Annotated in this window: 28 protein-coding genes; 21 read left to right on the plus strand and 7 right to left on the minus strand. The window is 43.2% G+C overall.

Annotated features, from left to right (window positions below):
- The 16 genes from HMPREF0083_RS29255 to HMPREF0083_RS03430 all read left to right on the plus strand — a co-directional run.
- Positions 1 to 549 (plus strand): hypothetical protein (locus HMPREF0083_RS29255; protein ID WP_021619622.1); only part of this gene is annotated, 549 nt, incomplete at its 5' end.
- Entirely contained in the window at positions 546 to 743 is a 198-nt protein-coding gene (locus HMPREF0083_RS03370) for a hypothetical protein (RefSeq protein ID WP_021619623.1), read from the plus strand. The genes HMPREF0083_RS29255 and HMPREF0083_RS03370, both read left to right, overlap by 4 nt.
- A 2-nt stretch (positions 744 to 745) precedes the next feature.
- Positions 746 to 898: an XkdX family protein gene (locus tag HMPREF0083_RS03375; protein WP_021619624.1), complete on the plus strand. Its 153-nt coding sequence runs from the start codon at positions 746 to 748 to the stop codon at positions 896 to 898.
- 355 nt (positions 899 to 1253) lie between these two features.
- On the plus strand, positions 1254 to 1700 hold the full coding sequence (locus tag HMPREF0083_RS03380) for a DUF2634 domain-containing protein (protein ID WP_021619626.1): 447 nt from the start codon (positions 1254 to 1256) through the stop codon (positions 1698 to 1700).
- The gene (locus HMPREF0083_RS03385) at positions 1697 to 2515 is read left to right on the plus strand and encodes a baseplate J/gp47 family protein (protein WP_021619627.1); all 819 of its coding nucleotides are present in this window, start codon (positions 1697 to 1699) and stop codon (positions 2513 to 2515) included. The genes HMPREF0083_RS03380 and HMPREF0083_RS03385 overlap by 4 nt, the downstream gene beginning before the upstream one ends.
- Complete coding sequence (locus HMPREF0083_RS03390; protein WP_021619628.1) at positions 2512 to 3156, plus strand: DUF2313 domain-containing protein; 645 nt, start codon at positions 2512 to 2514, stop codon at positions 3154 to 3156. Before HMPREF0083_RS03385 ends, HMPREF0083_RS03390 begins: the two co-directional genes overlap by 4 nt.
- A 3-nt stretch (positions 3157 to 3159) precedes the next feature.
- Positions 3160 to 3468: a hypothetical protein gene (locus HMPREF0083_RS03395; protein ID WP_021619629.1), complete on the plus strand. Its 309-nt coding sequence runs from the start codon at positions 3160 to 3162 to the stop codon at positions 3466 to 3468.
- On the plus strand, positions 3469 to 4035 hold the full coding sequence (locus tag HMPREF0083_RS03400) for a hypothetical protein (protein WP_021619630.1): 567 nt from the start codon (positions 3469 to 3471) through the stop codon (positions 4033 to 4035).
- Positions 4010 to 6208 (plus strand): S24/S26 family peptidase, encoded by a 2199-nt coding sequence (locus HMPREF0083_RS03405; RefSeq protein WP_021619631.1) that lies wholly within the window; start codon positions 4010 to 4012, stop codon positions 6206 to 6208. Before HMPREF0083_RS03400 ends, HMPREF0083_RS03405 begins: the two co-directional genes overlap by 26 nt.
- Positions 6208 to 6414 (plus strand): hypothetical protein, encoded by a 207-nt coding sequence (locus HMPREF0083_RS03410; protein WP_021619632.1) that lies wholly within the window; start codon positions 6208 to 6210, stop codon positions 6412 to 6414. The genes HMPREF0083_RS03405 and HMPREF0083_RS03410 overlap by 1 nt, the downstream gene beginning before the upstream one ends.
- Entirely contained in the window at positions 6414 to 6530 is a 117-nt protein-coding gene (locus HMPREF0083_RS29670; protein WP_262360593.1) for a CD1375 family protein, read from the plus strand. The genes HMPREF0083_RS03410 and HMPREF0083_RS29670 overlap by 1 nt, the downstream gene beginning before the upstream one ends.
- Before the next feature lie 67 nt (positions 6531 to 6597).
- Positions 6598 to 6726, plus strand: a complete 129-nt coding sequence (locus tag HMPREF0083_RS29675; protein WP_021619633.1) for a hypothetical protein — start codon at positions 6598 to 6600, stop codon at positions 6724 to 6726.
- Positions 6727 to 6873: 147 nt separating this feature from the next.
- A complete protein-coding gene (locus HMPREF0083_RS03415; RefSeq protein ID WP_021619634.1) occupies positions 6874 to 7302 on the plus strand; it encodes a cell wall hydrolase in 429 nt (142 codons plus the stop codon).
- Between the two features lie 117 nt (positions 7303 to 7419).
- Positions 7420 to 7770 carry a hypothetical protein gene (locus tag HMPREF0083_RS26110; RefSeq protein WP_021619635.1) on the plus strand — a complete coding sequence of 117 codons (351 nt, stop codon included), beginning with the start codon at positions 7420 to 7422 and terminating at the stop codon, positions 7768 to 7770.
- Positions 7767 to 8540 carry an N-acetylmuramoyl-L-alanine amidase family protein gene (locus HMPREF0083_RS03425; protein WP_021619636.1) on the plus strand — a complete coding sequence of 258 codons (774 nt, stop codon included), beginning with the start codon at positions 7767 to 7769 and terminating at the stop codon, positions 8538 to 8540. Before HMPREF0083_RS26110 ends, HMPREF0083_RS03425 begins: the two co-directional genes overlap by 4 nt.
- Complete coding sequence (locus HMPREF0083_RS03430) at positions 8540 to 8725, plus strand: hypothetical protein (RefSeq protein WP_021619637.1); 186 nt, start codon at positions 8540 to 8542, stop codon at positions 8723 to 8725. Before HMPREF0083_RS03425 ends, HMPREF0083_RS03430 begins: the two co-directional genes overlap by 1 nt.
- Positions 8726 to 8780: 55 nt before the next feature.
- Here the strand turns inward: HMPREF0083_RS03430 and HMPREF0083_RS03435 are convergent, their stop codons facing one another.
- Positions 8781 to 10133: a glycosyltransferase family 2 protein gene (locus HMPREF0083_RS03435; RefSeq protein ID WP_040301364.1), complete on the minus strand. Its 1353-nt coding sequence runs from the start codon at positions 10131 to 10133 to the stop codon at positions 8781 to 8783.
- A gap of 226 nt (positions 10134 to 10359) precedes the next feature.
- Here HMPREF0083_RS03435 and HMPREF0083_RS03440 point away from each other — a divergent pair, with 226 nt between their 5' ends.
- The 4 genes from HMPREF0083_RS03440 to HMPREF0083_RS03455 all read left to right on the plus strand — a co-directional run bounded on the left by HMPREF0083_RS03440 (position 10360) and on the right by HMPREF0083_RS03455 (position 14929).
- Complete coding sequence (locus HMPREF0083_RS03440) at positions 10360 to 11031, plus strand: response regulator transcription factor (RefSeq protein WP_148315847.1); 672 nt, start codon at positions 10360 to 10362, stop codon at positions 11029 to 11031.
- Complete coding sequence (locus HMPREF0083_RS03445; protein ID WP_021619640.1) at positions 11028 to 12056, plus strand: sensor histidine kinase; 1029 nt, start codon at positions 11028 to 11030, stop codon at positions 12054 to 12056. Before HMPREF0083_RS03440 ends, HMPREF0083_RS03445 begins: the two co-directional genes overlap by 4 nt.
- Before the next feature lie 178 nt (positions 12057 to 12234).
- A complete protein-coding gene (locus HMPREF0083_RS03450) occupies positions 12235 to 13002 on the plus strand; it encodes an ABC transporter ATP-binding protein (protein ID WP_021619641.1) in 768 nt (255 codons plus the stop codon).
- Positions 12989 to 14929, plus strand: coding sequence for an FtsX-like permease family protein (locus HMPREF0083_RS03455; protein ID WP_021619642.1), 1941 nt, complete (start codon positions 12989 to 12991; stop codon positions 14927 to 14929). The genes HMPREF0083_RS03450 and HMPREF0083_RS03455 overlap by 14 nt, the downstream gene beginning before the upstream one ends.
- A gap of 66 nt (positions 14930 to 14995) precedes the next feature.
- Here the strand turns inward: HMPREF0083_RS03455 and HMPREF0083_RS03460 are convergent, their stop codons facing one another.
- Entirely contained in the window at positions 14996 to 16057 is a 1062-nt protein-coding gene (locus HMPREF0083_RS03460; protein ID WP_021619643.1) for a DUF418 domain-containing protein, read from the minus strand.
- Between the two features lie 192 nt (positions 16058 to 16249).
- Positions 16250 to 17305: a 2,3-butanediol dehydrogenase gene (locus HMPREF0083_RS03465; protein ID WP_021619644.1), complete on the minus strand. Its 1056-nt coding sequence runs from the start codon at positions 17303 to 17305 to the stop codon at positions 16250 to 16252.
- Positions 17306 to 17555: 250 nt separating this feature from the next.
- Between HMPREF0083_RS03465 and HMPREF0083_RS29680 the strand changes: the two genes are divergently transcribed.
- A complete protein-coding gene (locus tag HMPREF0083_RS29680) occupies positions 17556 to 18392 on the plus strand; it encodes a methyl-accepting chemotaxis protein (protein WP_277355688.1) in 837 nt (278 codons plus the stop codon).
- 110 nt (positions 18393 to 18502) lie between these two features.
- Here HMPREF0083_RS29680 and HMPREF0083_RS03475 read toward each other — a convergent pair whose 3' ends face one another.
- From HMPREF0083_RS03475 to HMPREF0083_RS03490, 4 genes are all read right to left on the minus strand, one after another.
- Positions 18503 to 19273 carry a M15 family metallopeptidase gene (locus HMPREF0083_RS03475; RefSeq protein WP_021619646.1) on the minus strand — a complete coding sequence of 257 codons (771 nt, stop codon included), beginning with the start codon at positions 19271 to 19273 and terminating at the stop codon, positions 18503 to 18505.
- Positions 19274 to 19457: 184 nt separating this feature from the next.
- On the minus strand, positions 19458 to 21194 hold the full coding sequence (locus tag HMPREF0083_RS03480) for a right-handed parallel beta-helix repeat-containing protein (protein ID WP_021619647.1): 1737 nt from the start codon (positions 21192 to 21194) through the stop codon (positions 19458 to 19460).
- Between the two features lie 375 nt (positions 21195 to 21569).
- On the minus strand, positions 21570 to 23540 hold the full coding sequence (locus tag HMPREF0083_RS03485) for a methyl-accepting chemotaxis protein (RefSeq protein ID WP_021619648.1): 1971 nt from the start codon (positions 23538 to 23540) through the stop codon (positions 21570 to 21572).
- A 327-nt stretch (positions 23541 to 23867) separates the two neighbouring features.
- Positions 23868 to 25829: a sensor histidine kinase gene (locus HMPREF0083_RS03490; RefSeq protein WP_021619649.1), complete on the minus strand. Its 1962-nt coding sequence runs from the start codon at positions 25827 to 25829 to the stop codon at positions 23868 to 23870.
- Positions 25830 to 25838: the final 9 nt, after the last annotated feature.

Here is a 25838-nt window from a genome sequence, read left to right on the forward strand (position 1 = left end):
GCAATGCCGTCCAAAGCATATACCGTGACCGAACCAGAGAAAGATGCTTTTACTGTTACAGAGAAAATCAACGGAAAGGTCATTCGATCCTTCGCGGGCGTAGACGGACAGGAGAACACCATTGCGATTCCACATGATATCTGGATACGATTGCAGCCCGGAATTCAGCATAAGCTAGTTATCGAAGCGACTGACAGTAAAGGTATGGCAGCGACACGTACCTATACGTTTGTCCGGCAGGAAACCAAGCTTGAATTTGAGCTGAAACAACCGTTCATCACCGATGTTGCCGCCAAACGAATTCTTGTCACTCTTGATGCGGTAGTACCGAACGGGGCAACAATGAAAATCGAAGCGTGTAACAATGCCTTCGATGCTTCTCCTGCCTGGGAGGACATAACGAATCATGTCCGTTTTAATCGCGGCTTTCTCTTTACGAATACGGAGAAGACCGCCGAACGATGGGGCGTAAACATACGATTTATATTTGAAAAAGGCACAGCAAACAGTCAGGTTATTGTCAACGGATTCGGGGGTGCATTCGATTGATTATCATTAATGAAAAGCCGCTTTCACAAATTGAAAAAGAACGGGAAGAGGCTGAAGCGCCAATGCTTACAATGGGACAAGAGATGGCATTGCTGAAACTTGGTAGCATGCAGAAGGATACGATTATCCAAACGTTAGGGCAGGAATTGGCCAGGGTTAAGCTGGAGCTGATTCGATTGAAGGAGGGTGAATAGCCATGGATTTTTGGAGCTTAGCATACAAATTGAAATGGATTACGAAGGATCAACTACGGCTTGCTGTAAAAACGGAGCAAAATCCGTTTGGTGAGATTACGGTAACACAATTCAAAGCAATCACAGGCGATGATTTTGTGAGCGCCGCACAATAAGGTGAAGCTTTGAGCAGTGAAGACACTATTGATTACTATATAAAGTACATTTGATATTTTGACAGGGGAGCGTGGTTGGAAGCAGGAGATTTGGAAAAAGGAAGAGGTTTGATGCGCCCTGTGCTACGGCAAAAGAAAGGCCAGCGTGTCTTTTTTCGACCCCTCCTGCCCTTCCTTCTTTTCTTACCTCCCACCACAAACATGTGTCGGTTTATCAAATCAGATGTATAAAGTTAAATGTAGGATAAACATGTTCGGTCATGTTGCTGCCAGAAATACCAGGCGGTTGACTGATTAGACGTCTTTTGGCTGGCTGGACAACAGTATTATGTGCAGGGAAAGGATGTGAGGATAGGTGACAGATGAGCCGATTTCTTTGTTTCCTGAGATGAACCTTATCGATATGGAGGAAACGGAAATATACGAAGGGGCTGCTTCAAATGAAAAATGGACGTACATGCTTGATTTTCGCAATCGATGCGCGGTTGTAGATGAGGATGGCCGCGCGCGCAAGACCAAGACGTATGCGGAATTCCTGATACAGACGGCGATGAAAATCCTCAACACCGAGCGTTTCCAGTATGTCGTATATAGCGAGGATATTGGCGTTGAGAAATCAGAATGGCCGGGATGGGAAGACGTTGAAATTAAGCGGGATATGGAAGAAGCGTTGACCGCCCATCCCGAAATTCAGCGAGCCGAGGTGCTTTCCATAGAGCGAGACGCCCATGAAGTGTATGTGAGAATTCATTTGGTTGGGCTTGCCGGGACGGCAGAGGTAGAGGAGGCGATTAGACTATGAAACTTACAGACTTACCCAAGCTTCCTTATGTGCCTATTTTGGAAGAAACGCCAGATGACATTTATCAACGCTGGGTAAATCGGGCGATTGAAATCGCAAAGGAGCGTGGCTTACCCCCGCCGCCGACAGGCGAAGGGGAATATTTTTATGATTTGTGGTATCCGATTGCCCAGGAATACGCAGAACAGCAGGAATTATGGACGTATGGCTTTATTCAGGCGTTTCCCATATGGGCTGATGGCGAATTCCTGGAAGCGCATGGCTGGGCGGATGGACTGGTTAAAAAGGAAGGCGAGGACGATGATACATTCAGGCTTCGTCTTTTGGACCGCGCCTTTATCGAAGAAGGAAGCGGGCGGCGCAAGGATTATGAGCTATGGGTCAAAGAGGTTCCCGGCGTAGGCGGAGCGATTGCGATTGAAAAGGAGCGGCATGACAATTCTATCGATCTTTACCTCACAAATATGGATGGTCAGCCGATAACGCTGGAATTTGCTGAACACGTAAAAGACTTGATGTGGGAGGATAAACGGATCGCCGGACATGACCTGGCCATCCATCCAGCACCTGTCTTTACGCTGCGAATTGAGGCAGCGCTTGAAACAACCGGAGATCGCACAGTTCTGGCGGAACAGATTAAAAAACGTATTCTTTCGTATGCGGAAGGACGAACCAGGCTTGTTTATAATTATGTTGCCGCGCTTCTTGTGGTAGATATGGGAGAGAATTATTCCGGCTTTACGATGAATGGAAAGACAGAAGATATGATTGTACCGACGAAATCAATCTTGCAGGTTGAGGTGGTATTATCATGATTCCTCTCCGCTATCGAAAAGCATTGCCGCCATACTGGTACGAAATCGACATGGCGGAGCGTCACTTTTCCGTCATGGAAAAAGAGATGGATGACCGCGAGAAAATCACGAACGAGCTGCGGGACCAATTCATTCTCCAGCGGGCGACCTATGCGCTGGAAGTATGGGAATGGATTTACTTTCGTAAGGTGCAAACTGGTAGTTTTGCGGAGCGAAGAGAAGCCATACGAAAAAAGCGGTGGGCCAAGCGCCCGTTTAAGCTTCCTGTTCTTCGGCTTATGGGTTCACAGTCTGGAAAACTACTTGATGTTACGGAAGATTTTCTAAAGAAAGAAGTTTTGTTTGAATATGCAGCGGATGAAGCCATCAATCTTGTTCATCTTTATAGGGATTTTGAATATATACGACCGGTTCATGTAAATCAAGCGGTAGCGGTAGCAAAAACGATGACAACTCCTATTATCGTTGGCGGGGATGCACGAAACTTTGATGTAACCTACCGACGCTGCGGTGAAACTATTACCGAAGGGGTACAAGACGGACAACTGGCACAAGCTGGCGTAAACGTCTTAGGTGATGCTTATAGCTTTGACGTTCCATATCAACGTTGTGGAGAAGCCTATACAGGAGAGGGGGCGTAAATCTTGGCTGAAGGAACGGTTATACAACCGAGATACTTAGATGTTATTCGCGATGCCGCAGATGCTGCCGTCGCAAAATCACTGGTCACTATCAATGGGGAACAAAAAGAATTTCCGATTTATCGTACCTTGGTAGATGGTTATAAAATTCGAAAGTACATCTACATTCAAAATGACACTGGACATATCACCAATGCCGTGCTGTTGGACCATACCGGAAACCAATTAGCCATTAAGACTCACAACGTACAAAAGGGTACCGATGGCTTTGTGATTTGTTTTGAACTTGAGATTAAACTGGAGGTGAAATAAATGGCCGGATACGTACCCATTCGTTTTAAAGATACGATTAGAGACCCTATCACAGGGGATATCATCGAGCGAGGAACACCATTAAATCAGGTAAACCTAGATCATGTGGAAGATGGAATCCTTTTAGCTCATGAGAAACTAGAGTTAATGGAGTTAGAAATGGCCCGTATGAAAGTCTATATGGAAATTGATGGACGGGTTACAGGAGGAAAAGGGACATTTTTTGAAACAATGGACGGTGTGGAGCCACACCTAATGCGAAGGGAGACAGCAGAGGCCATGCTTCCCGCTCCTGTCAACGCAAGCCAAGAACCAATTACTCTTTCTGTCTTTATGATAGACGATTCTTTTACAAGTGGAGAGGAAGCAACCATATATGATGATGAGTACTGGGAGGAAGTCGTCATACAGGCTGTTGAAGGAGATAAGCTTACTCTGAATCACCTGCAGAACAGCTACAAAAAAGGAGCCATCATTTCTCGTAGCCCTTCCAAGCCTGATCCAGTAACCAAAACGATGAAACCGGGGGTGTTCAAGACGTATGATTTGTCTTTCCGAGAAGTATAAAACAGGTACGTTGCTCGAAGTGTCCGGGTGTTCGATGGAGCCGACGTTGTGGGATGGGCAGATTGTTGAAGTGATGGAAGGCTGCCATGATGGCGATATCGTTGTTGCTGAGTATGAAGGACGGTTGATAGTGAAACGATTAGTCGGAGATAAGTTGCTGGGAGATAACCGGGCATTATCTACCGACTTTTTTGTTGCCGATGTATGTATCCTTGGACGGGCAGAAGTTCGGACAAAAGAGGAACTGGAAGAAAGAGGGGTACAGATTGATAATCTCCAGTCACCGGCAAGAGCTTATGCTGCTTCCCCCATCATTATAACTAATGCTATTGCCTATTGTAGAGATAACTACGATAGAACAGGAGACGGCTCGGTTTACAATATAACGCTTAATCCAGATACCAAAAATATAACCGTTAATTTTACGGTTGAATCTAATGGGATTTATCAGTATGCCTTTTTTGATGAACCTAAGCCCATCAATATATATGTAGATGGAAAAAATAAAGGTAGTAATGGAACTGCTAGAGTCGTTACCATGGATAAAGTTCAAGGCTCGTCTTCGTATCAGCTTTCACCGAATGACAGGGGCAAAGATATAACCTTTGAAGCACAGGGCAAAGACGTGAGGGTAGGTATTCGAATTCCTGCATCTTCTATCCCACAAAGCATTTTTAACTCAGTACCAACAGCCGCCCTGGATTCGGTTATGAATATAATCTTATCCGAAGGTATTTGCAGCCTATCTGGAACCGTAAATGACCCGGATGGAGATACTGTAACTATTCGTGCAACCATAGCAGGTATCACTAAACAAACAACTGTAAAGGGATCTGGAGGATGGACACTCTCATGGCCTGTATCAGACTTGTCACAAGGACAGTATTCAAATGTCGTAATCACCGCAACAGACGGGAATGGCGGTACTGCCACGGTGACATACACCGGGACCATTACCATCGATAAAACGAAGCCTACTATCTCTGTATCAGGCGTTGCAGAAGGACAAACCTATACATCGGTTACGCCGACCTTCTCCGCAACAGATACAGGCGGCTCAGGCTTGCAGAGCTGCACCGCAACATTGAATGGAAACGCCTTTACATCCGGCACACCAATTACGGTAGGCGGAAGTTATACACTGATAGTGACAGCTAAGGACAATGCCGGGAACGTTAGTACGCAGACGATTAACTTTAAAATCAACAGTGCGCCAACGGTTGAAGTCACGACTGCAAACAATCAAACGCTGTATGAAGGGGATTCTCTTATCATCTCTGGTAGCGCGAACGATGTGAATGCAGGAAATGCGCTTATTGTAAAGTTGAAGTTTGATGAAGAATCGGAAAAGAATATCCTGGTTACCACATCGACTGGAACGCCACAACCGATCAGTTACACCGTCACATTTAAGAATGGTCGATTGTACGATGCAGCAGGCAACCCAATTACACCAGAGCTGAACAAAGATGTGGTCCATAGTTTCACGGTGTATGCCAAGGACGACAGCGGCGCAGAATCACCCCGCATTACACGTCAATTTATGGTTGTACCTAACCGAAACCCACTTATTAGTATCAACCCATTGGAACCGTTAACCAATATTGTTCCGACCGATACGGTTACTATTAGTGGAACGGTAAATGATCCAGACGAAGGCGACACCGTAACAATGGAATACAAGCTAAATCAAGGACCATTCCAACCTGTTGCCATGCAAGGGGAAACATGGTCTTTTTCTATTTCAGCAGGTCGTTTACGAGATGGAGAAAACATCGTCGAACTAAAAGCGCTTGATAACAAGGGCGGTGTGACTGTAAAACGAATGGCGATTGACCAAACGCCCCGGATAGTACCGGTAAAGGTTTCACAGTCCCGGTATATGATTCTACCACCAAAAGGAGAAATGAAAGGTTTGGTGGCCTGGATTCAGCGGAAGAAGGGGGACCTGCAGATCAAAGGCGATTTGTCTATTGTAGCAGTTGGACAGCCAGAGTCCTTTATCACGATGGAGAAAACGTCAGCGGAATTATCACACGCCCTTGATGAGGACCAGTTCATAGGCAGTGTAGAAACATCTGGACAAAACGTGACCATCAAACTGACAGAGACGCGCACTGATGCCTTAAATTCATCGGCTGCCATTACAAAAATTGCAGGGGTGATTAACTAATGGGAGAGTTGAAGATCCGCCCACGTAATGAAGATGGTTCTTTAGGAGAATTTGAGACCGTGTTCCCAAAAGAAGGAATGTCACCAGAGGAAGAAATCACGGTTCTCAAAAAGGAATTAGCCAAGGAAAAACAGCGCAACAAGGACAACAGCTTCGCTATTATGGAGTTGTACGAGGCGCTTGAGGCTATAAAGGGAGGACAATAATGTCGGTTGCAAAGGTCTATGTAAATGCCATAAGGGACGGTGACATTCAAATCACTGATGTTCCAGAAAGCATTCAAGGCAAAGTAAAGGAGCTACTGAAAGAAGATGAGGAATAAACTCGCTCGTCTTTTCTTGTCAGTCGCTCTTTTTCGGGAGGTAATATAATGTTTCCACTGTATTACAGTGATTTATGTAACGTTCATTATCGACGAGGAAATCAGTTACAATGATGTTCTGGCTACATTGAAGGCAGAAGTCAAAAGACAATTAGAATTGCTCGGTTGTGGTCATCTGGCTACAGAGACTGCATAAATGCTTCTCAATAGGAGGTTTTTTTCCAAAACTCTTCAGACTAAAGTAAAACGGCCTAAGCAAATCTAAAAACCATGCTCCCTCTATCGTCACCAACCCAGCGGAAAGGCCATAGTATACAGTTAAAAAGATGACAGAGGTGAAGTCATGGCAGTTGTAAAAGCCACTAACTCGGATATTAACCTTTTGGCAAGATTGCTTAGGGCAGAGGCTGAAGGGGAAGGGAACTTGGGCATGCTGCTTGTCGGAAACGTAGGAATCAACCGCGTACGTTCGAATTGTTCAGATTTTAAGGGACTTCGTACCATTCCGCAAATGATTTATCAACCGCATGCATTCGAGGCTGTTACACACGGTTACTTTTATCAAAGGGCAAGGGAAAACGAAAGGCGCTTGGCTCGTCGGGTGATTAATGGAGAAAGCTTTTGGCCTGGAAAATATAGCTTATGGTATTTTAGACCGCCGGGCGAGTGTCCTGAGGAGTGGTATAATCAACCCTTCGTGGGACGTTTTAAAGCTCACTGCTTTTATGAGCCAACAGCTGAAACGTGTCAAAACGTGTATAACGTATTTTAAACGAGGAATCCAACGTGAGCCGAAAAATCATATATTCCAAGCTTTTTATATTTGTCTGGAGTCGCATTTGCGGCTCCTTTTTTATGTTCACGCCGAAAAGGCGGTAAGGAGGATGTTATGCCAGATGTAAAAACAGCGCAGCAAATTGCAGAATCACAATACGCCTTTGGCATTCTTTTCGTCGTTCTTTTTCTTGTCTCCATTACTGCCGTAGCCTTTATTTTTAAGGATTTAAAACGGGAGAATAAGGAAAGGGAACAGGAGCTGAAGGACCTTATTGCCGAGCAAAAGCAGGAAAGCAAAGAGCGTGAGGCTAAGCTGATGGCCCATCTTGAGAGAACAAATGAAAGCTACGAACGAACATCAGAAACTTTGGAGAAGATTCAGCATGGACTGGCTACATTGGAGGCCAATGTGAAGGATGTCTGGGTTGAAATCAAATATTTGAAACGGGGGACGGAGCAGTGAGTAAAGTGGTAGTTATCGATCCCGGACATGGGCTTCCCGACCCGGGAGCCTGCGGAAACGGTTTACAGGAGCATGAGCGCGCCTTTTGCCTGGCGCAGTTAGTACAGAATGTGCTGACCCGCCATGGAGTAGCCGTTTTTCTCACCCGGAACAGTGAACGCTCATTATCGAATGCGACGAATCTGAAAACAAATAAAAACGAAGACCTGGCAGCGCGCCAGCGATTCAGCAACAGCAAAACTACAGATTTCTTCCTTTCCTTGCATATGAATGCTAGCAACGATCCGACAGCAAACGGGTATGAAACGCTTTGTTATTCGCAGAATGGTCAGATTGAGGTGCTGCATACCGCAGTGAAGGCATTCCTGCAGCAGCATGGATTAAAGGATCGGGGCATTAAAATACGAACCAATCTGGCAGTCCTGAAGGTCAGGGCCAAGGCAGCCTTGCTTGAGTGCTTTTTCATAACGAATCCGAAGGAAGCAGCATTGATGAGCGATGCTGCTTTTTTGCTTGATTTGGCGGAAGCCATTGGTAAGGGTGTATTAGCAGCGATCGGTATTGCCTACGTACCAGTAAAAAAGCCAGCAGCGCCACAGCCTATTCAACCGAAGGAGGAGCAGTTGATGAAAACGGAAGATGCCAACAAAATTATCCGTATCCTACAGGATAGATGGAACATGGCAACATGTCAGGACGAAAAGAAGGAAATAGGTCGGCTTGCAGATGAGGTGCGCGTGGCGGCCGGGATGAAGAAGGTGAACAGCTAATGAAAGAACGATTGAAAGACCCGTTCCTGTGGGCCGGTTTTAGCGGATTGCTGTATCAGGTTTTGAGTATAAAAGGGATCGTTGTCCCACAAGGCCTGTGGGATGTCGGACTGGATCTTGTTAGTTATACCGTTATCGGCGTTGGCATAGTATCGGGGTATACCGGGAATGCGAAGAAGGAATAAATGATGAAGCCCCGCAGTCCAATTGGATGGCGGGGCTTTACTATGCGTCTGATAACTACTTCCATACCCTTTGTAACTTAAACATTTCCTGTATATATCCATATGTTGAAACAGGTGACATAATCATTTGATAAAAAAGAACGAACAGAAGAAAACCAAGGAAGTTTTTGCGGACCCGTAAATTCAACGGCTTAAAAACATATTTCTTTTGAAAGAAATAAAGTAGGCTATAGCTAATTAAGGTAAGCGGCAAAACAAGCAAGGTCATGGGTCCAACAACCCAATAATGACCAAAACATGCGAGAATAAGTCCGGGAATCCAGAAGAATGTGTAGGTGAAATCCAGATAAGGCATAAGCAAATTAATAAAGGTTAAGTATTTTGTGTATACCTGGGATTGTTCCCACGGTTTAATCTCCCTGAGTCCCTCAATCATTCCCCTGGCCCAGCGGGAGCGCTGACGAACAAAGTGTTTGAAGCGAACAGGCACTTCTGTAAAAGCGACTGCCAAAGGCTCAAAATAAACCTTCCATCCCTTTTGTAACAGCCTCCAGGTTAGAACAATATCTTCGCCAATGGCATCAGGCCATCCCCCTATTTCCTTGATGCACGAGGTTTTGTATAAGCTATACGCTCCCTGTGCTACAAGTGTTCCCTGATATAAGCCTTGCAGCCTTTTAATAGAAGCGATGCCCAGGAAATAGTCCCATTCCTGTATTTTAGCCCATATATTTTCCCGACTGTTCTTGGTAAGAATAGAGCCTGCTACTGCACATATATTCTCAGGGCTGCTTTTAATCCGGGCTACAAGATAACGAATTGCTGAGGGATGCAACAATGTGTCTGCGTCCAGTGTAATTACATACGGAGTAGTGACATGCTGTAGTCCTTTATTTAAAGCATGGAACTTTCCGGGATTATCTTCATAAATAATGTCAATATTCAGGTCTAACTCTTGTTTTGCCTTGAGAACTTCCGAAACTGTATTATCAGTTGAACGGTTATTAATAATAATTGTATTGATTTTACCTTGATAGTCTTGAACCGAAAGGTATTTTAGCGTGTTAAATATTCTTTCCTCTTCATTGTAAGCGGCTATGAGAACCGTTATCGGATCGTTCGGAAATTCATTTTTGAACGGTGGCTGTCGGTCAAGGGCCAGACTCGCAACCAGAAAAGCGCTCATATATCCTGGAACATATGCAATTCCCATAATAATTAACAGGGCTGCAGGAAACGAAATAATGTGTGATAAATCCTTGAGCCAGGGTGTCGACATATAAATGGAAAAACCCATCCATAAAAAGGCGATAGAATGACTAAGCCAAAATTTCGTTATTACAGGAATGTACATTTTCCTTTTCTTTGTTTTAGTATTTGTATTAAGCGGATTAAGATTTGGAAACACTGTACCACTCCTCATGTTCCAGGTAAATTCTTTCTTTAATTTTTATATTATATATAGAAATAAGTAAACAGTATTACAATTAACAATTAATTATGCATTTGTGGCAGTAGCCAGTCAGGCTTAGCTGATTGACGAATTGTACCTCTTCTTTCTGTTCGATTTTGGCGAAAATAAAAGAAAGATATACTCATAATAACTTACTTTAGCAGAAAAGGAGCCTTATATGCTGAAAATATTAATTGTTGAAGATGATAAAACGATTAGGGATGTGCTAAAGGAAAACGTAGAAAAATGGGGTTTCGACGGCTTTTGTGAAGAAGATTTCAGCGACGTCTTCGCTACGTTTGTGCAGTATAAACCAGATTTAGTTTTACTCGATATCAATCTGCCTTTTTATGACGGGTTTTATTGGTGTAATAAAATAAGGGAAGTATCGAAAGTTCCGATCGTATTTATTTCCTCACGGGACACAAGAATGGACATTGTGATGGCGATGAACATGGGAGGCGACGACTTTATTCAAAAGCCTTTTTATATTGATGTTGTCATGGCAAAAATCAATGCTCTTCTGCGCAGAACCTACTCGTATACGAATATGGAATCGAATGTGATTGAGCATGATGGGATCGTGTTAAATTTGCAGGAGGGCAATTTTCGGTGTGGAGAGGAAAAAATCGAATTAACCAAGAACGAATTCAAAATTCTTTATCTTCTACTGAAGAACAACGGAAACATTGTGAGCAGGGATAAAATCATGAGAAATCTTTGGGAAGACGAGAGTTTTGTGGACGATAATACGCTAACCGTAAATATCGCTAGGCTGCGCAAGAAGCTAAAGGATGTAGGCAAGGATGACTTCATCAAAACAAAAAAAGGACAAGGATATATTATTATATGAAACCATCCACTTACATAAAGGACAGAAAATATCTCATCATATTTTATTTTATTCTTATGGCCTTTATCTCTTCTGTGATGTATTTGGACGGAACGGTGAACATTAGTGCAGATAATATTATATACATAAACGCCGTGTCCGTTGTTTTCTTTTGCCTGTATTTGACCTGGGATTTTTTATATCAGCGGAATTTCTACACGATTATTCATGAAATAATCACAAGCCGGCAGGAAGATTTTATTTCGGCTCTACCGGAAGCGAACACGAATGAACAGCAGGTTTTTATCCTGTTGTTGAAGCAAGTATACGAACAGCAGAATGCCCGGATTGAAGCGTTGCATGAGAGGAAGAGAGAGGATCGGGATTTCTTTATTACATGGATACACGAGATAAAGACGCCGATTGCGGCAAGCAGGTTAATCATTGATAACAGCATTGGCAAGCCGATGGATGAAGTGCTGGATAAGCTTGAAGATGAATTGGACAAAATCGACGGATTTGTCGAGCAGGTATTGTACTATTCAAGAACGGATTCGTTTATGAAAGATTACGTGATTAGCGAATGCAACCTGGAAAAAGTAGTAAAAGAAAGCGTGAAAAAGCAAGCGAAAATGTTTATTGGTAAAAGAATAAAGTGTGAAATGGCCGATTTGGATATGGAAATACTTAGCGATAAGAAATGGCTGGGCTTCATTATCGATCAAATTCTGTCCAATTCCTTAAAGTATACAGATCAAGGGGGAGCCATAACGATTACAGGCTATGAAAATGAGAAAGAGAAAATGCTTGTTATCGAAGACAATGGGGTGGGAATCAAAGCTGAAGACATTGCTCGCGTATTCGAAAAAGGATTCACGGGATACAGCGGACGTGTATATGCGAAATCCACCGGATTTGGTCTATATTTGGCGAGAACATTAGCTATAAAGCTGGGCCATACGATAAGCGTCGAATCGGAAGAAGGGCAATATACGAAGCTGATGATTCATTTTCCGAAACCGTTGAGTTATTTTGATGTGACATAAATGTAAGAATGGGGCTGGGCTTTGTAAGGTTGAACAATGGAATGGTATATGGGCTTTTCTTACAATAGAATGTGTAATCGGCGTGGTTGGAGATTTTCTTGTAGGCAGCAGACCGTTGTGTTCCTGATGCCTAAAGCAGACCCGCGTAACGAATACTAATCATGTGGAGGGAAGCCGAATGAAAAACGTATTATATGCAAAGAAAATAAAGAAAATATATGGCTCAAGAGGCAATGTGTATACCGCACTTCAGGAGATTGATTTGCAAATAAAGGAAGGCGAATTTGTCGGTATTATGGGACCTTCCGGTGCGGGGAAGACCACACTCTTAAATATTTTATCGACGATTGATCAGCCGTCCTCGGGAGAAATTATGATTGATGGCAGCGATGTCGTGAAAATGAGCGAGGACGAGCTATCTTCCTTTAGAAGGGAACGGCTCGGTTTTATTTTTCAGGATTATAACCTATTAGACACGCTTACGGTAAAGGAAAACATAGCGCTTCCGCTTGCACTGGCAAAGGTGAGTGCCAGAGACATCGAGCAAAGAGTAGAGGAAATCGCTAATAAATTCGGCATCAAGGAAATCCTGTCGAAATTTCCGTATCAGATTTCCGGCGGGCAAAAACAAAGAACAGCGGCATCAAGAGCTATTATTAGCAAGCCGAGTCTTATTTTTGCGGATGAGCCCACAGGTGCGCTTGATTCAAAATCCGCAACTGAGCTTCTGCAAAGCTTAAGCGGCTTGAACGAACAGGAGCGGGCTACCATCATGATGGTTACGCATGATGCTTTTGCGGCAAGCTATTGTAAGAGAGTTCTTTTCATAAAGGATGGGGCGATTTTTACTGAATTAGCAAAAGGTAATCAGTCGCGCAAGGAGTTCTTCGAGAAAATACTGAATGTGCTGTCCGTTCTCGGAGGTGGGAAAAATGACATTATTTAGTCTTGCCCGAAGAAATGTAAGAAGAAATTTTTATAATTACTTCTTATATTTTGCCTCCATGATTTTCAGTATTGTCATTTACTTTACGTTTGTGTCGCTCCAGTATAATGAACAGGTGCTGGCTATGGCGGAAAGTTCGATGAAAATCGGGACCGTTTTTAACGGGGCATCGGTCGTTCTCATGATTTTTGTCACCATTTTTATTTGGTATTCCAATTCCTTTTTTACACGTAAAAGAAAGAAGGAAGTTGGTCTTTACTCATTGCTTGGCGTACGCAAAAAACAAATCGGCAGAATGCTATTTTATGAAAACTTTGTGATGGGCTTACTTGCGCTCATGGTAGGGATTTTCATCGGTACGCTGCTCTCCAAGCTATTCGTTATGCTTCTGATGAAGCTGATGGGATTTCACATTGCGATAGCATTCGCTATTGCACCAAAGGCTATTATTAATACCGTTCTTGTTTTCGCGGTTATTATTTTGTTCACCTCGTTGCAAGGATATAGGCTCATTTACCGCTTTAAGCTGATTGAGCTCTTCCAGGCGGAGAAAAAAGGGGAAGCCACGCCCAAAGCATCATTTTTTGTGGCTCTGCTGGCGATTATTTTTATCGGAACCGGGTACTGGATTGCATTGCAAGACATTTCTTCAAACGTTTGGCTTGGTCATTTTACAAGGAATGTTGTGCTTATTTTCTCCGGCGTTATTATCGGTACGTATTTCTTATTCAATTCGCTCGCTGTATATTTGTTAAAGCTATCAAAGAAAAACAAAAAACGTTACTACAACGGAATGAACATGGTAGGTACGTCGCAACTGTTATACAGGATCAGAGGGCATGCCCGTACACTATCCATTATTGCTTTGTTGAGTGCTGTTACGCTATGTGCCATCGGAACAAGCTACAGCTTTTATTATAAAAATGAAGGGGAAGCCAAGCATACTCAGCCTTTCAGCTATGCTTATATCTCACAGGATAAACAGGTAGATAAGAAGGTAAAAGAAACGATTTTACATGCGCCCGGTCATTCCATTATTTCCGATGTTGCTGTTGATGTTGTGAAGGTAAAAGGAAATTTGGACGATTTGGATCGCATGATACCGTCCGCATTTTTCTCTGATGAGGACAGGTTGACCTTGCTATCCGAGAGCTCATTCAATCGATTAGCAAAAGAAATGGGAACATCGGATACGGTTCATGTAGCAGGCATGAATGAAGCTATTGCGATAGACGGAGAATACAGTAAAAGCCTTTCCTCACATTATAAAGGGAAAACGGCCCTATTCGAGACAAAGCAGGGAACTAAAAAGCTGACATTCACCGACTATAAAACATACTTCATAATAAACGCAAAACTGGCTGGTTTTACCGTAGTCGTAAGTGATGAACTGTTCAATGAGGTAAGCAAGACGGAAAATGTTCAAACAATACAAGCATATAATGTGCAGGATGAACAACATACTGAACAACTGACGGAAAAAATCCAGCAGCTTGTTCCGGAGAAGGCGCAGCTTACTTCATTCTATGCGGCATATAAAGGCGGAATGGAAGCTACAGGTATGCTCATCTTTATGGGCGGATTTCTTGGACTGGTCTTTCTGCTGGCAACTGGCAGCGTGATTTATTTTAAACAGTTGACTGAGGCGACAGCAGATCGGGAACGTTATATTATTTTACGCAAGATAGGCGTGAAGAAGAAAGAAATCAAAGCCTCCATCGCCAAGCAAATTTTCTTTGTATTTGCGATGCCTTTGGTGGTAGGAGTTGCCCATAGTTCAGTAGCGCTGTTAGCTTTATCGAATCTTGGCGGTTTAGATTTAATGATGCCGGTGTTCATTAGCATGTGTGTTTATACTGTAATTTACATCGTTTATTATTTCTTAACAGTAAGCGCCTATAGCAAAATTGTCATGGAACAATCTTAAGTCGGATTGTAACAATAATATAAGAATAACACCGGGTAAGAGAGCCCGGTGTTATTTTTATTTGTTTTATACGGTTGGTTTTCCATACGTCATACGGCGCCAGAGCCATTCCAGTGGACCTTGCTTGTAATTCCGTAACCATATGGTGCTAATTACTACTTCGATTGCGTAAATGACTACCGAGATAATTAGTGCAGGCAGTGGGGAGATGACTTCCAGTGCCATGAAACTGATGATTACTTTCCCTAACAAGGCTTGACCGATATAGTTTGTGAAAGCCATTTGTCCGACATGTCCAATTGGACGCAAGATGTTTTGTAAGGCTTTATTTTCAAGCAAAGTGAAGAGAGTGGATAAATAAAACAGTGTCATCGGGATTGTGCCCAAGCTAATGAATGATTTTTTGTAAAATATAGTTGTATCCGTTTCAGGTTTTGCTGCTATCCACAAAATAACCCCGGAAAAAGCAATAAATAAAACAAACGTGATGCCCCGTGTGATTTTAAAAGCGCGCAGATACTGAGATACATTCCGGATGATGCCGGATTTGGCTGCATACAATCCAAGCAGGAACATGATAATAATAGTAAGGGAATCAGAGGCCATAAAATCAAGCCACGCATATGGTTTGGCTGTAGCTGAAAATAATGTCATGCATACAATCCGTGCCACCCAATGAGCCAAAGCGATAAGGCCGGTAGACAATAAAATGGTTTTCGGCTTTAGTTTATAAAAGGGAATCAATATGAAGCCAAAAAGTGCATATACGTGCAGAATATCGCCCCAAAAGATAAACAAAGCATTAATGATGCCGAACAGCAGCAGGGCTAACAAGCGTCGTACGTATCTCAGGTAATAACGGTCACCCCGTTCCTCGGCACGCGATACGAAGATATAGAATCCGACGCCGAATAAAAAGGAAAAAATTGAGAAGAATTTTTTCTCAATTAAAGTTTCAATCAGTACATGTATGATTCCGTTTATTCCGCTCATATCCGGTTGAGGAGAATTCTCCATCATAATGATGAATGCCGGGACATTGATGAGCAATATGCCAAACAGAGCAATGCCACGGATGATATCAAGCGAAACAATCCGTTCTTTTCTGGTAATGGGTTGTGATTTCATTTTTGCCCTTCCTTTCAATGGTTTGATGTGTGTCCCCAAACAAATTATAGGGAGGAGGGCGTATATGAACCATTGAACTATCTTACAAACCGTATACCATAACTAACAAAATTGTAAGGTACCGCACCAAGAAATAAAGAAAGCCTGACACAGCATCATAGGAACAGCAGATGAGTATCAGGCTTATTTCGATTATATACCCGGTTTAACAAGGATTTTGACGTGATTTTTTTCCTTAACTAAAGAGGTGAACCCTTCTTCCACAATATCTGTCAGATCGATTTTTTTTGTAATCAATTCTTCTGCTTTAATGCTTCCATTCGCAATAAGTTGAATAACGGCAGGGAAGATGTCACGGTAGGCGATAATGCCTTTCACATCCCGTTCTTTTAATACGAGACTGTTTGGAGGAATTGTTGCTGTTTTCTCCCAAACACTCACGATAACAATCTGTCCATCCGCTTTTGTACTTTCAATTGCCTGATTCAGTACAATTTCGATTCCGGCAACTTCAAAGCTTACATCTACGCCACCGTTGGTAAGCTGTTTAATTTCTGACACAACATCTACTTGGCTAGGGTCCAAAATGATATCAGCCCCGACCTTTTGGGCGAACTTCTTTCTTTCCTCCGAAAGCTCGATAGCGATGATTTGACTTGCACCCGCCGCCTTTGCAGCTTGGATGGTTAAGAGGCCGATAGGCCCGGCTCCGAAGACTGCCACCACATCTCCGACCTTTAATTTGCTTTGCCGTACGGCATGAACGGCGACAGCTGCCGGTTCCACAAGCGCACCCTGTTCAAAGCTCATCTCGTCAGGAATTTTATGCACCATATTTTCTTTTACTACCGTGTATTCCGAAAAACCGCCGCCACCACCGGCCAAGCCGTGGAATCCGAGAAACTCGCACAAATTATATTTTCCCGTTCTGCATTCGGCGCACTCTCCGCAGGCGAGAATCGGTTCAACTACAACCCGATCTCCGACTTTTACATTGGATACACCTTGTCCAATCTCGACAACCTCTCCGGAGAACTCGTGTCCAAGGACGACGGGAGCCTTTTCGTTAGTTAACGGATGGGGAGTGTCCCCTGGAATGAAAATAGGTCCGGCTAAATACTCATGGAGATCAGTGCCGCAAATCCCGCACCATTTAACTTTAATTTTTACTGTACCGGGTTTTACCTTTGGTTCCTCAATGGATTGAACTTGAACCTCTTTTACTCCGTACCATACAGCCGCTTTCATATTTTTCACCTCATTAGCGTGATCTGGAACTTATCCTTTTAAGTATATCATAGCTCCAGTAGGTAGGTGTTTATTATACAGAATAGGAAGATAAATGTTGTGCTTTATGGTTCGGTGATTTGTAGGAAGACAATAACAAAAGCATAAAGGATATGTAAGCAGTCTTTTCATTCATCTGGACGATACCATATAATCAACTCATACTACGCTATTTGGCGTGCGTACATACTTCAGAAATAAGGTGATGATCGTGTCAGTATCCGTATTAGAAGCTCTTGTAGTAGCCGCTCCCTATATAAAGCAGGCAATAAAAGAGGATGCAATGATAGGCGTAGTAGACAGGGAGAAGTTCCTTGCTTACATACCGTCCGAAAAAGTAGATTTCGGTTTAAAGCCCGGCGATCTTATTCCACCGGAAGATGTAAATATTCATGGGGCTTTAGCCGGGAAGGTTTCAAACGTCAGGATTCCTGAAGAAGTATACGGGGTTCCGATTATCGCAACGTCGCTGCCGATTAGAGATGAATCAGGAAAAGTAATAGGGGCTCTTGCCTTTGGGTACACTTTGGAAAATTATATACTGCTGGAAAAATTCATGACTGACATGCAGGAAATTACCGGGAAATTACAGGATAGCATACAGGTTGTAGCGGCGCATGCACAAGAGCTTTCAGCAACAAGCGAGGAGATTGCAGGCCATTCACAGATAGCGTTTGAAAACTCTTCGAAAACGAATGATGTGCTACAGTTTATCAGAAAAATCTCAAAGCAAACGAATTTGTTAGGATTGAACGCTTCGATTGAAGCAGCAAGGGCCGGTCAATTCGGAGCCGGATTCAATGTGGTTGCCCAGGAGGTTCGCAAGCTATCGAATGAATCGGCGGAAGCGACCAATCGGATCGAGGGCTCGCTTTCAGAGATTGCTGTGACGATGAGAAGTCTGAAAGACGGTATGACACAAATTAGCGCTTCTTCACAGGAACAAGCCCAACTGGTCGTTAATTTCATGGAAATTATAGAACAGCTGGATCAGACGAGTAAAGCAATGAAAGAGCTTATAGAAAGACTTATGACAAATACGGATTAAGCCACTCGAAAATCTGAAGAGCTTGCATTGCAAAAAAGCCTGACAATGTACCTACCATTAAAAAGGACACATGTCAGGCTTTTCATACGCATGAAAGTATCAGATTCGGACTATTTGGACACAGGAACTGCGTTGAAGTATTCTTCGAGCGTAATGTTTCTTTCGGCAATGTTTTTGGCGATGTCAATTCCTACATAGCGAATGTGCCATGGCTCATATTTGTACCCAGTGATAGCTTCCTTTCCTTCCGGGTAGCGGATGATGAATCCGTATTCGGGGGCATGTTTGGCTAGCCATTCCGCTTCCTTCGTACCGGCAAAACAGTCTGTTGCTGCACATTTTCCGTCGCTTCCCGAAACATCGATGGCAAGTCCGGTTTCATGCTCGCTATGACCTGGAACGGCGCTGTATGTTTTTGCCTTTTCTTCGCCATCTTTTTTGACATAGCGGTTGAACACAGCTGTTTGTGTTTTATGGGAGCGATATGCGGAAACACCGGCGAGGTACACCCCGTCCTTTTCCGCTCCAGCGAACATCTTTTCCAGTGCTTCCGCCGCTTCTTTTCGCATCTTGCGTTTTTCGATTTTTTCTTTAAAAGTAAACCGTACATTTGGATCAACTAAATCAGTAGGCTCATAGTTTTCAGGCAATGAGAATTGCTTGTTTACCATTACAGCAATACTGTGCGGATCGGTAATCGCTTGGGCAGCGCCGTCCTTTTTATCCGCGTTGCCGGAGCTGTCCGATGGAGCAGGTGAAGCTGCAGGAGGGTTGGAAGAACCTGATGTATTCTCAGGCGAATTGGTTTTTTCATTGCTACAGCCGGCAAATAAAACAAGCGCTGCTGTAAGCAGTAAAGCATGAATGGATATTTTGCGCATACGTGTTACATCCTCCTATAGTTTCTAGTGACTTATACTATAGACGATTATAATATAAAATGTTTTATAGAAAAGGTTATATTGAAAAATGATGATAGAACAAGAGTGTTTAGGTGCAAAGTAAAATAGGAGAAGGCATCACATTTGTTATAGCGATGCCAACGTTTGTATGAGATAGCTGTCGTTATGATGGGGTGTTCGTGTACGTATTATTGCCCAACTGTATGTTGGAAACATTAAGCATTTTAACACCGTTTTTGTATTTCCATCCGCTAAGTCTGCTATTCGTAATGGCGACATTATTTGCGTACTGGAAGTAATTTGCGTATCCTCGCTTTGCCGGCCCTTGAAGGCTGGAACGGTCGATGGCGATTCGGTTAAAGTTGATTAGTAGCATTCCATACTCGCCTTCTTTCTCTGTACCGATGGTGGCATTCGATACAGTAAAGTTTCCGGCAGCAGGGGGGATTTGGGCGAAGATGCCTTTATTATTGATGGAATTGTATGTGCCGCCTTCAATCTTTACATTTTCGACTGTAATGGGTGTTTGCCTGTAATTCCGAATGGAAATCGCGCTATCTGTTGTGGAGACGATATGATTGTTTTTGATGGTTATGTTTTTGATTTTTGTTCCTGTTGCTGTTTCCGTTCGTGGTTTTATACCGATTCCTGCTGACTTGGAACGAATGGTGTTTCCTTCTACGACCATATCCCGTAGCTCAAGAGAAGGAAGATATGTTTCAAGTAGAATACCGTAGTTAGGTGCTGTAATCTTGTTGTTACGAATAATGAGTTTGTCACTATACCGATTTTGTTTGATGCTAATCCCCGGATAGTCTACCCTTGATATGATCGTATTTCCATCGAACGTAAGGTGGTCGCCGGCCACGGAGACTCCATTCAGGATTTGATTCTTGGAAATCGTGATGTATTCTACATTCTCATGAGTATTAAAGGCACCTACCCGGGAATCCTCGTAGTTGTCGATTACGTTTTGTGTAAGCAAAATATCACGCACAGGCTCCTGGCCCCCGAGAGAGATTCCATGTCTCCCTCCATGTATCCAGTTGTTTTTAACAGTGAGATGCTGTGAGGAGGCGATGCTAAGTCCATAACTCGTCCCGCTTCCCTCATACCAGCAATCGCTTGCCTCGTTGTTTTCAATTTTTCCGCCGTATACATAAGATAAGCCAATTCCGCGTTCCCGGGCGCCTGATACCTCTACATGAGCCAGACGTACATCCCTTGCGTAATTTATCGTAAGACCGGCGTGATTCGAATCACGTAAGATGGTAAGATTTGAAACTCCTATATTTGGCATGTTGGGCTTGTACAGTATGGTAGAAGTCGAATGATACGTATCGAATAGTGCGTTTTTTAATGTAATGGTATTGCCGGATACAGAAGCGACCTCCGCCATTTCTCCGCGATAATAATAGTTGCGTGCCGAATTAAATAACTCTTTGGAGCGAATAAGCAAGATATCTCCAGGTACGACCGGAAGATTTGTTATTACCGTATTGTTTCCTTTCGCAGTATCGGCGAGAAGCGGTGCAGAGTCCCCCTTTGCCCCCCCGATATTCAGTATCGCTTGCTGGGTGGATCGTCTTCCGTCAAGTATAGCTCCCTGTTCTCCAACGATGGAAATAGGATGAGATACCACGGCATTTACAGTTGTTATATGATACGTACCGGCAGGAATATATACAGTTCCGCCACCTGCGTTATCTGCTGCCCGGATCGCATCAATAACCGCCTGCGAATCATCTGTATTATCATTCGCTTTTGCACCGAAATCCGTTATATTGAAAGAACGGTCTTGTGTGTTCATCATATGCAATATTTCGGCTTTGGTCTGGTTTGGCAACGGTAATCCAATAAAAATGAAAAGAGCGACAAGAAATAAAAAATAGTGTCGCATGATACTTTCCCTCCTTGGCTCTTACACAACATAATTGTGCGGTTTCTAATCAATGGAATGTACAGAAGACTGGGTTCATGGTAAATGCAGATATATATCAAAACGGAGAGAAAGTTCACGGACGACGAATAAAGACAAGGATGATAGCAGTATTGCCGTTTCATACGTTAGATATAAAGTACAGAGCTGGTTAATAGGTATATAGGCATGTAAATGGTGATTGATTCCTCTTGATTAGTATTTTTAAGTGTCATATAAGGTTATTTTTTACTACATTATAATAATATAGTGGATTTTATTACCTATATCAAGATAGTACAAATAAAATATTTTTACAAAAAAAGGCTGCCGATGCATTGGCAGCCTTTTTGTTTGCTATAATGTGAACTTTTTAATTATCTCTTCCAGTTCTTCCGCCATATGTGCGAGTGATTTTGCTGAAGCGGAAATTTCCTCCATGGCTGCAAGCTGCTCTTCGGTTGTGGCAGATGTGCCTTGCATGCCTGTAGCCGTGTTCTCGGCGATTTCCGTCACAAGGCGGATCGAGTGGGATATCGACTCTGCACCTGCGGACATTTCCTGAACAGAAGCGGAAACTTCATGAACCTGTCCGGCGACCTCCCCGATAGAATCATGAATAGAATGAAAAGAAGAGCCAGCCAGATTGACTGCCTGAATTCCCTTTTCAACTTCAGCTACGCCTTCTTCCATAGAGATAACCGCCTTTTTCATTTCATGCTGAATGGTTTGGATGAGTGTTGCAATGTTTCCGGCAGACCGGGAAGATTGTTCCGCCAGCTTTCGGACTTCGTCTGCGACGACTGCAAACCCTTTTCCATGCTCGCCGGCCCGTGCTGCTTCAATCGCTGCATTCAATGAGAGCAGGTTGGTCTGTTCAGCGATATCTGTAATGACTTCGACGAAATTCTCAATCTGCTTAGAACGTTCATTCAATGCTATTACTGTGTCGAATAGGCTGGTTATTTTTTCACTGATACAGTCTATCTGTTGTACAGCCTGAGAAACAGCTTCATTGCCCTGGGAAGTGATCGTAGAAGTATGGGCGACAGAGACGGACGTTTGTTGTGCGCTCTGGGCAATTTTTCGCATGGTTTCTGACATTTCTGCGATGGTTGTGGATGTCTCTTCTATACTCCTGGCCTGTTTCTCGGAGTCTGCAGCGATTTCTTGAACGGAAACGGATACATGTTCTACCGCATGACTTGTTTCCTTGGCTCCCTGCATTAGTTCTTCTGAAGAGGCAGCCAGATGCTCGGCCTTATCCATAATATGATGCAGAACGCTTTGCAGTGAGTCGCTCATCTGATTGAAGCGGGTTGCCAAACGGGCAAATTCATCATTCGATTCAATAGGAATACGCTCGGTAAGATTACCCTGACTAATCGCTTCCGATGCATGCATTAGCTTGTGAAGCGGGCGTGTGATGGAAGAGATAACCGTATATACCATGACTCCCCCTAGTATCAGTGCGGCGATGATGACTGTAATTGTTGTATAAAAGATGGGGGATGCTTGAGCTTTTAGCTCGGATATATTAATGGTCCCGCCGATTTTCCAACCTGTTTGTTCATTTGTAACGAAGAAGGTTTTGTACTGTTCCTCGCTTTCAGTCGTATCAAAATTGCCGGAGCGTTGATTGAACAATGGGGTAACGATGGATTCTGGCGCGTCCGCTCCCTTCTTAAAAGCAGGATGGGCAAGGATTTTTTTCGTTTGATCTACAATAAATACATAGCCCTTTGTACCGGTTTTCATCGATTGCGCCATTTCATTAAGCTTTTTCAGATTAAGATCAACTCCTACGACCCCGGACCCGTCCTTCGTTTTCTTAACAATGCCAACAACGATCTCTCCCGTGACCATATCGAGATATGGAGCGGTAAGGACGGTCTTTCCATTTGCTTGCCATCCTTGCTGATACCATGGACGTTTTCGCGTATCATAGTCGGCTGGAAGTTTTTCGGAGCCGTCCATAATGAGAAAACCGGCTTCAGTACCTACATAGGCTGAGCTGATCTCTGGATGGATTCGCTGGAATTGATGGATAATATCCATTACCTGTGGACTGGTCCTGCTTTGATACATGCTTTCATGAATGTTTTCTGACAGCAGTTCTACATTTTGAAGCTGCGGTTCGATTAGCTTAGTGACAAGTTGGTTGAGGAGTGTGATATCGCCCTTCGCTTTTTCAAGTACCTGCTCCTGAACCCTTTGTTTAGCCGTATAGTAGGAAGTAATACCAATAGACAAGCTTGGGATTAATAACAGAACGAGAAATGCTATGTGTAATCGCCTTTTGACGCTAAGTTTTATCCAATTTTTCATACCGGACCCCTTTATTGCTTTTTATCTTAAACCAATAGGCAGTAGGCCTTATGTTTCATGTGTGCGATGCGGGAAAAGAGGAAAGCCTTCGCTGATGAAAGTTTTACTTCATCAGGTCTTTTAACCTAGCAACGAATATGCCAAATAGAGTGTATAGAAAAACATAAGGTTTATAGTGTTAATTTAGATGCGATTATGCATTATAAAATAATATATTTAGCGGGATGATCCAATTGGCCCGATAGAAAATCTATGTGTACTAAGGAAGGAAATGCACGATGCTATACAGCATTAAAAAATGTAATCATGCATCAGGATGATGCTGTCTTATTCCTGTTGTGTATCCAGCGGAAGGGTGATGGTAAGTCGGCAGCCTTTCCCGGGTTGTGTAGCGATGACCATTCTTCCATTTATCTCCCGTGTGCGTTCCTCCATTGTTTGTAATCCGAAGCCGTGTAACAGGTTTGTGCATCCAGTTCCGTTATCTTGCAGAATAAAAGATAGGGAAGCATCTTTTTTCTGTAATACAAAATGAAACTGTGTACTCTTTCCATGTCTGATACCGTTTGTTAATCCTTCCTGTAGCGCATGATAAAGCAGCTTTTTCTGAGCCAGGCTCAATTCGGGGAGAGTAGGGATATCGTATTCAATCCGTATGCCTGTATGTTTTTCTGTCATATGGATTAATTTTTTAAGCCCGGTTGTCAGGTCGAAGTTCATTGTGTCTTCTTTGATCATATGGACGGTCCGACGTATTTCGTTTAATCCGTTGCGTACAAGCTCCTGGGATAAATCCAGCTTGTTAAGTGCAAGCGGTAGGTTCTTGTCGACAAGACGCTTTCCAGCCTCAATTTGTACGATAATTGTTGTGAGGGTATGTCCGACAATATCATGAATCTCTCCGGCAATCCTGTTTCGCTCGGCAAGTGCAGATACTTCGAATCGGGCTTGCGCCATTTCCCTGAGAGAATATTCTAACTTCTGGGTTCGTTCTCTTACTTTCTCTTCTAGTGTATTATTCAATTCTTTCAACTGATCTGACATCTGCTCCGCTTCTGTAAATGTGCGGGAGAATTTGACTGAGATGATAAAGGACTGAACAGATACAAACAGAAACAGGCCAAGTGGTGTCAGATTTCCTATCATAATGATTTGGTTGTAATACAGAATATCATTGATGCTTGTAAGCAGAAAAAATATAGCAACTGATGCATTTAAAAAAGAAAACTCTCTTTTCCGCAGAAAAATACGGATAAGCAGAAACAACATGTAGGCAATGCTAGTAAGCATGATGACATAATATAATTGAATTGCTTCTGTATAGATGGGGGCAGGCGTTACCAGCGTAATCAGGCTGAAAATCAGTGCCAGTATCTGTAGCACGCGAACAAAGCTTCTGGGTACGTCTGCCGGATACATGGAGTGAAGAAACATAGCAAAAACCAGGGGAGCATTATAAAATGCTAAGTATTCTATCTGCAAAGCCAGATTCCAGTTAAAATCAGGCCAAAGTTTGGCTAAGAGAGAATCTCTGCCGCTAATAACGGAACGGGCACCGATTAGGATGCAGAAAAGGCCAAAATACAAGGGATACGTACTCTTTCGGCGTAATGCATACAAAAGAAGATGAGAGCTTCCGGCGATGAATAAACAGGAGGCAAGTGCCGTATCAAGAATTAATTTGCGTTCCTGCAGGGCGGTAATCTGGTGGTCGTTTCCAAGGAGAATGACTTTCCATATGCCGCCTTTTTTGTGCATAAAGTTGGATACATGAAAAGTAAGCGTTGCCTTATTATTTCTTGGATAAAAATATACGACTTGAGGTAAGCTTTGCGGTATCATTTCTTGTGAGTTCTTCCCGGGAGTTCCCGCAGAAGCGATTGCTTCTCCGTTAATATAGAGGCGATAGGCGGTAAATATTGTAGGAATATAAAGAGCCTTTAGCTTATTTTTCTCTGTCGGGTTAAAATGGACGGTCACTGTATACGTTGCGTATCTTTTCCCCGAAAGAGTTACGCCATTCACCTTTTTGCCGTTCCATATGGAAGGAACCATGATGGTGCTTGTCTGGTCTGTAGCAGGCGAAGAATAGCTTTCATTGCTGTTGCTAAATTGTTTCCAGCGAAAGTTCCACTCTCCATTTAGCTCAATGGGTCCGTTTGCCGGGAAGTTCCAATCTGTAGCATCAATGTGGCCATTTATGGCAGCGGGGAAGGAAATGGAACGAATCGTACAGCCGGAAAGGAGCAAGGTAAGCAACGCAAGGAGAGGAAAAGCCCATGCTCTCATACAGAATTG

The sequence above is a fragment of the Aneurinibacillus aneurinilyticus ATCC 12856 genome (genome assembly GCF_000466385.1).
Taxonomy (GTDB): domain Bacteria; phylum Bacillota; class Bacilli; order Aneurinibacillales; family Aneurinibacillaceae; genus Aneurinibacillus; species Aneurinibacillus aneurinilyticus.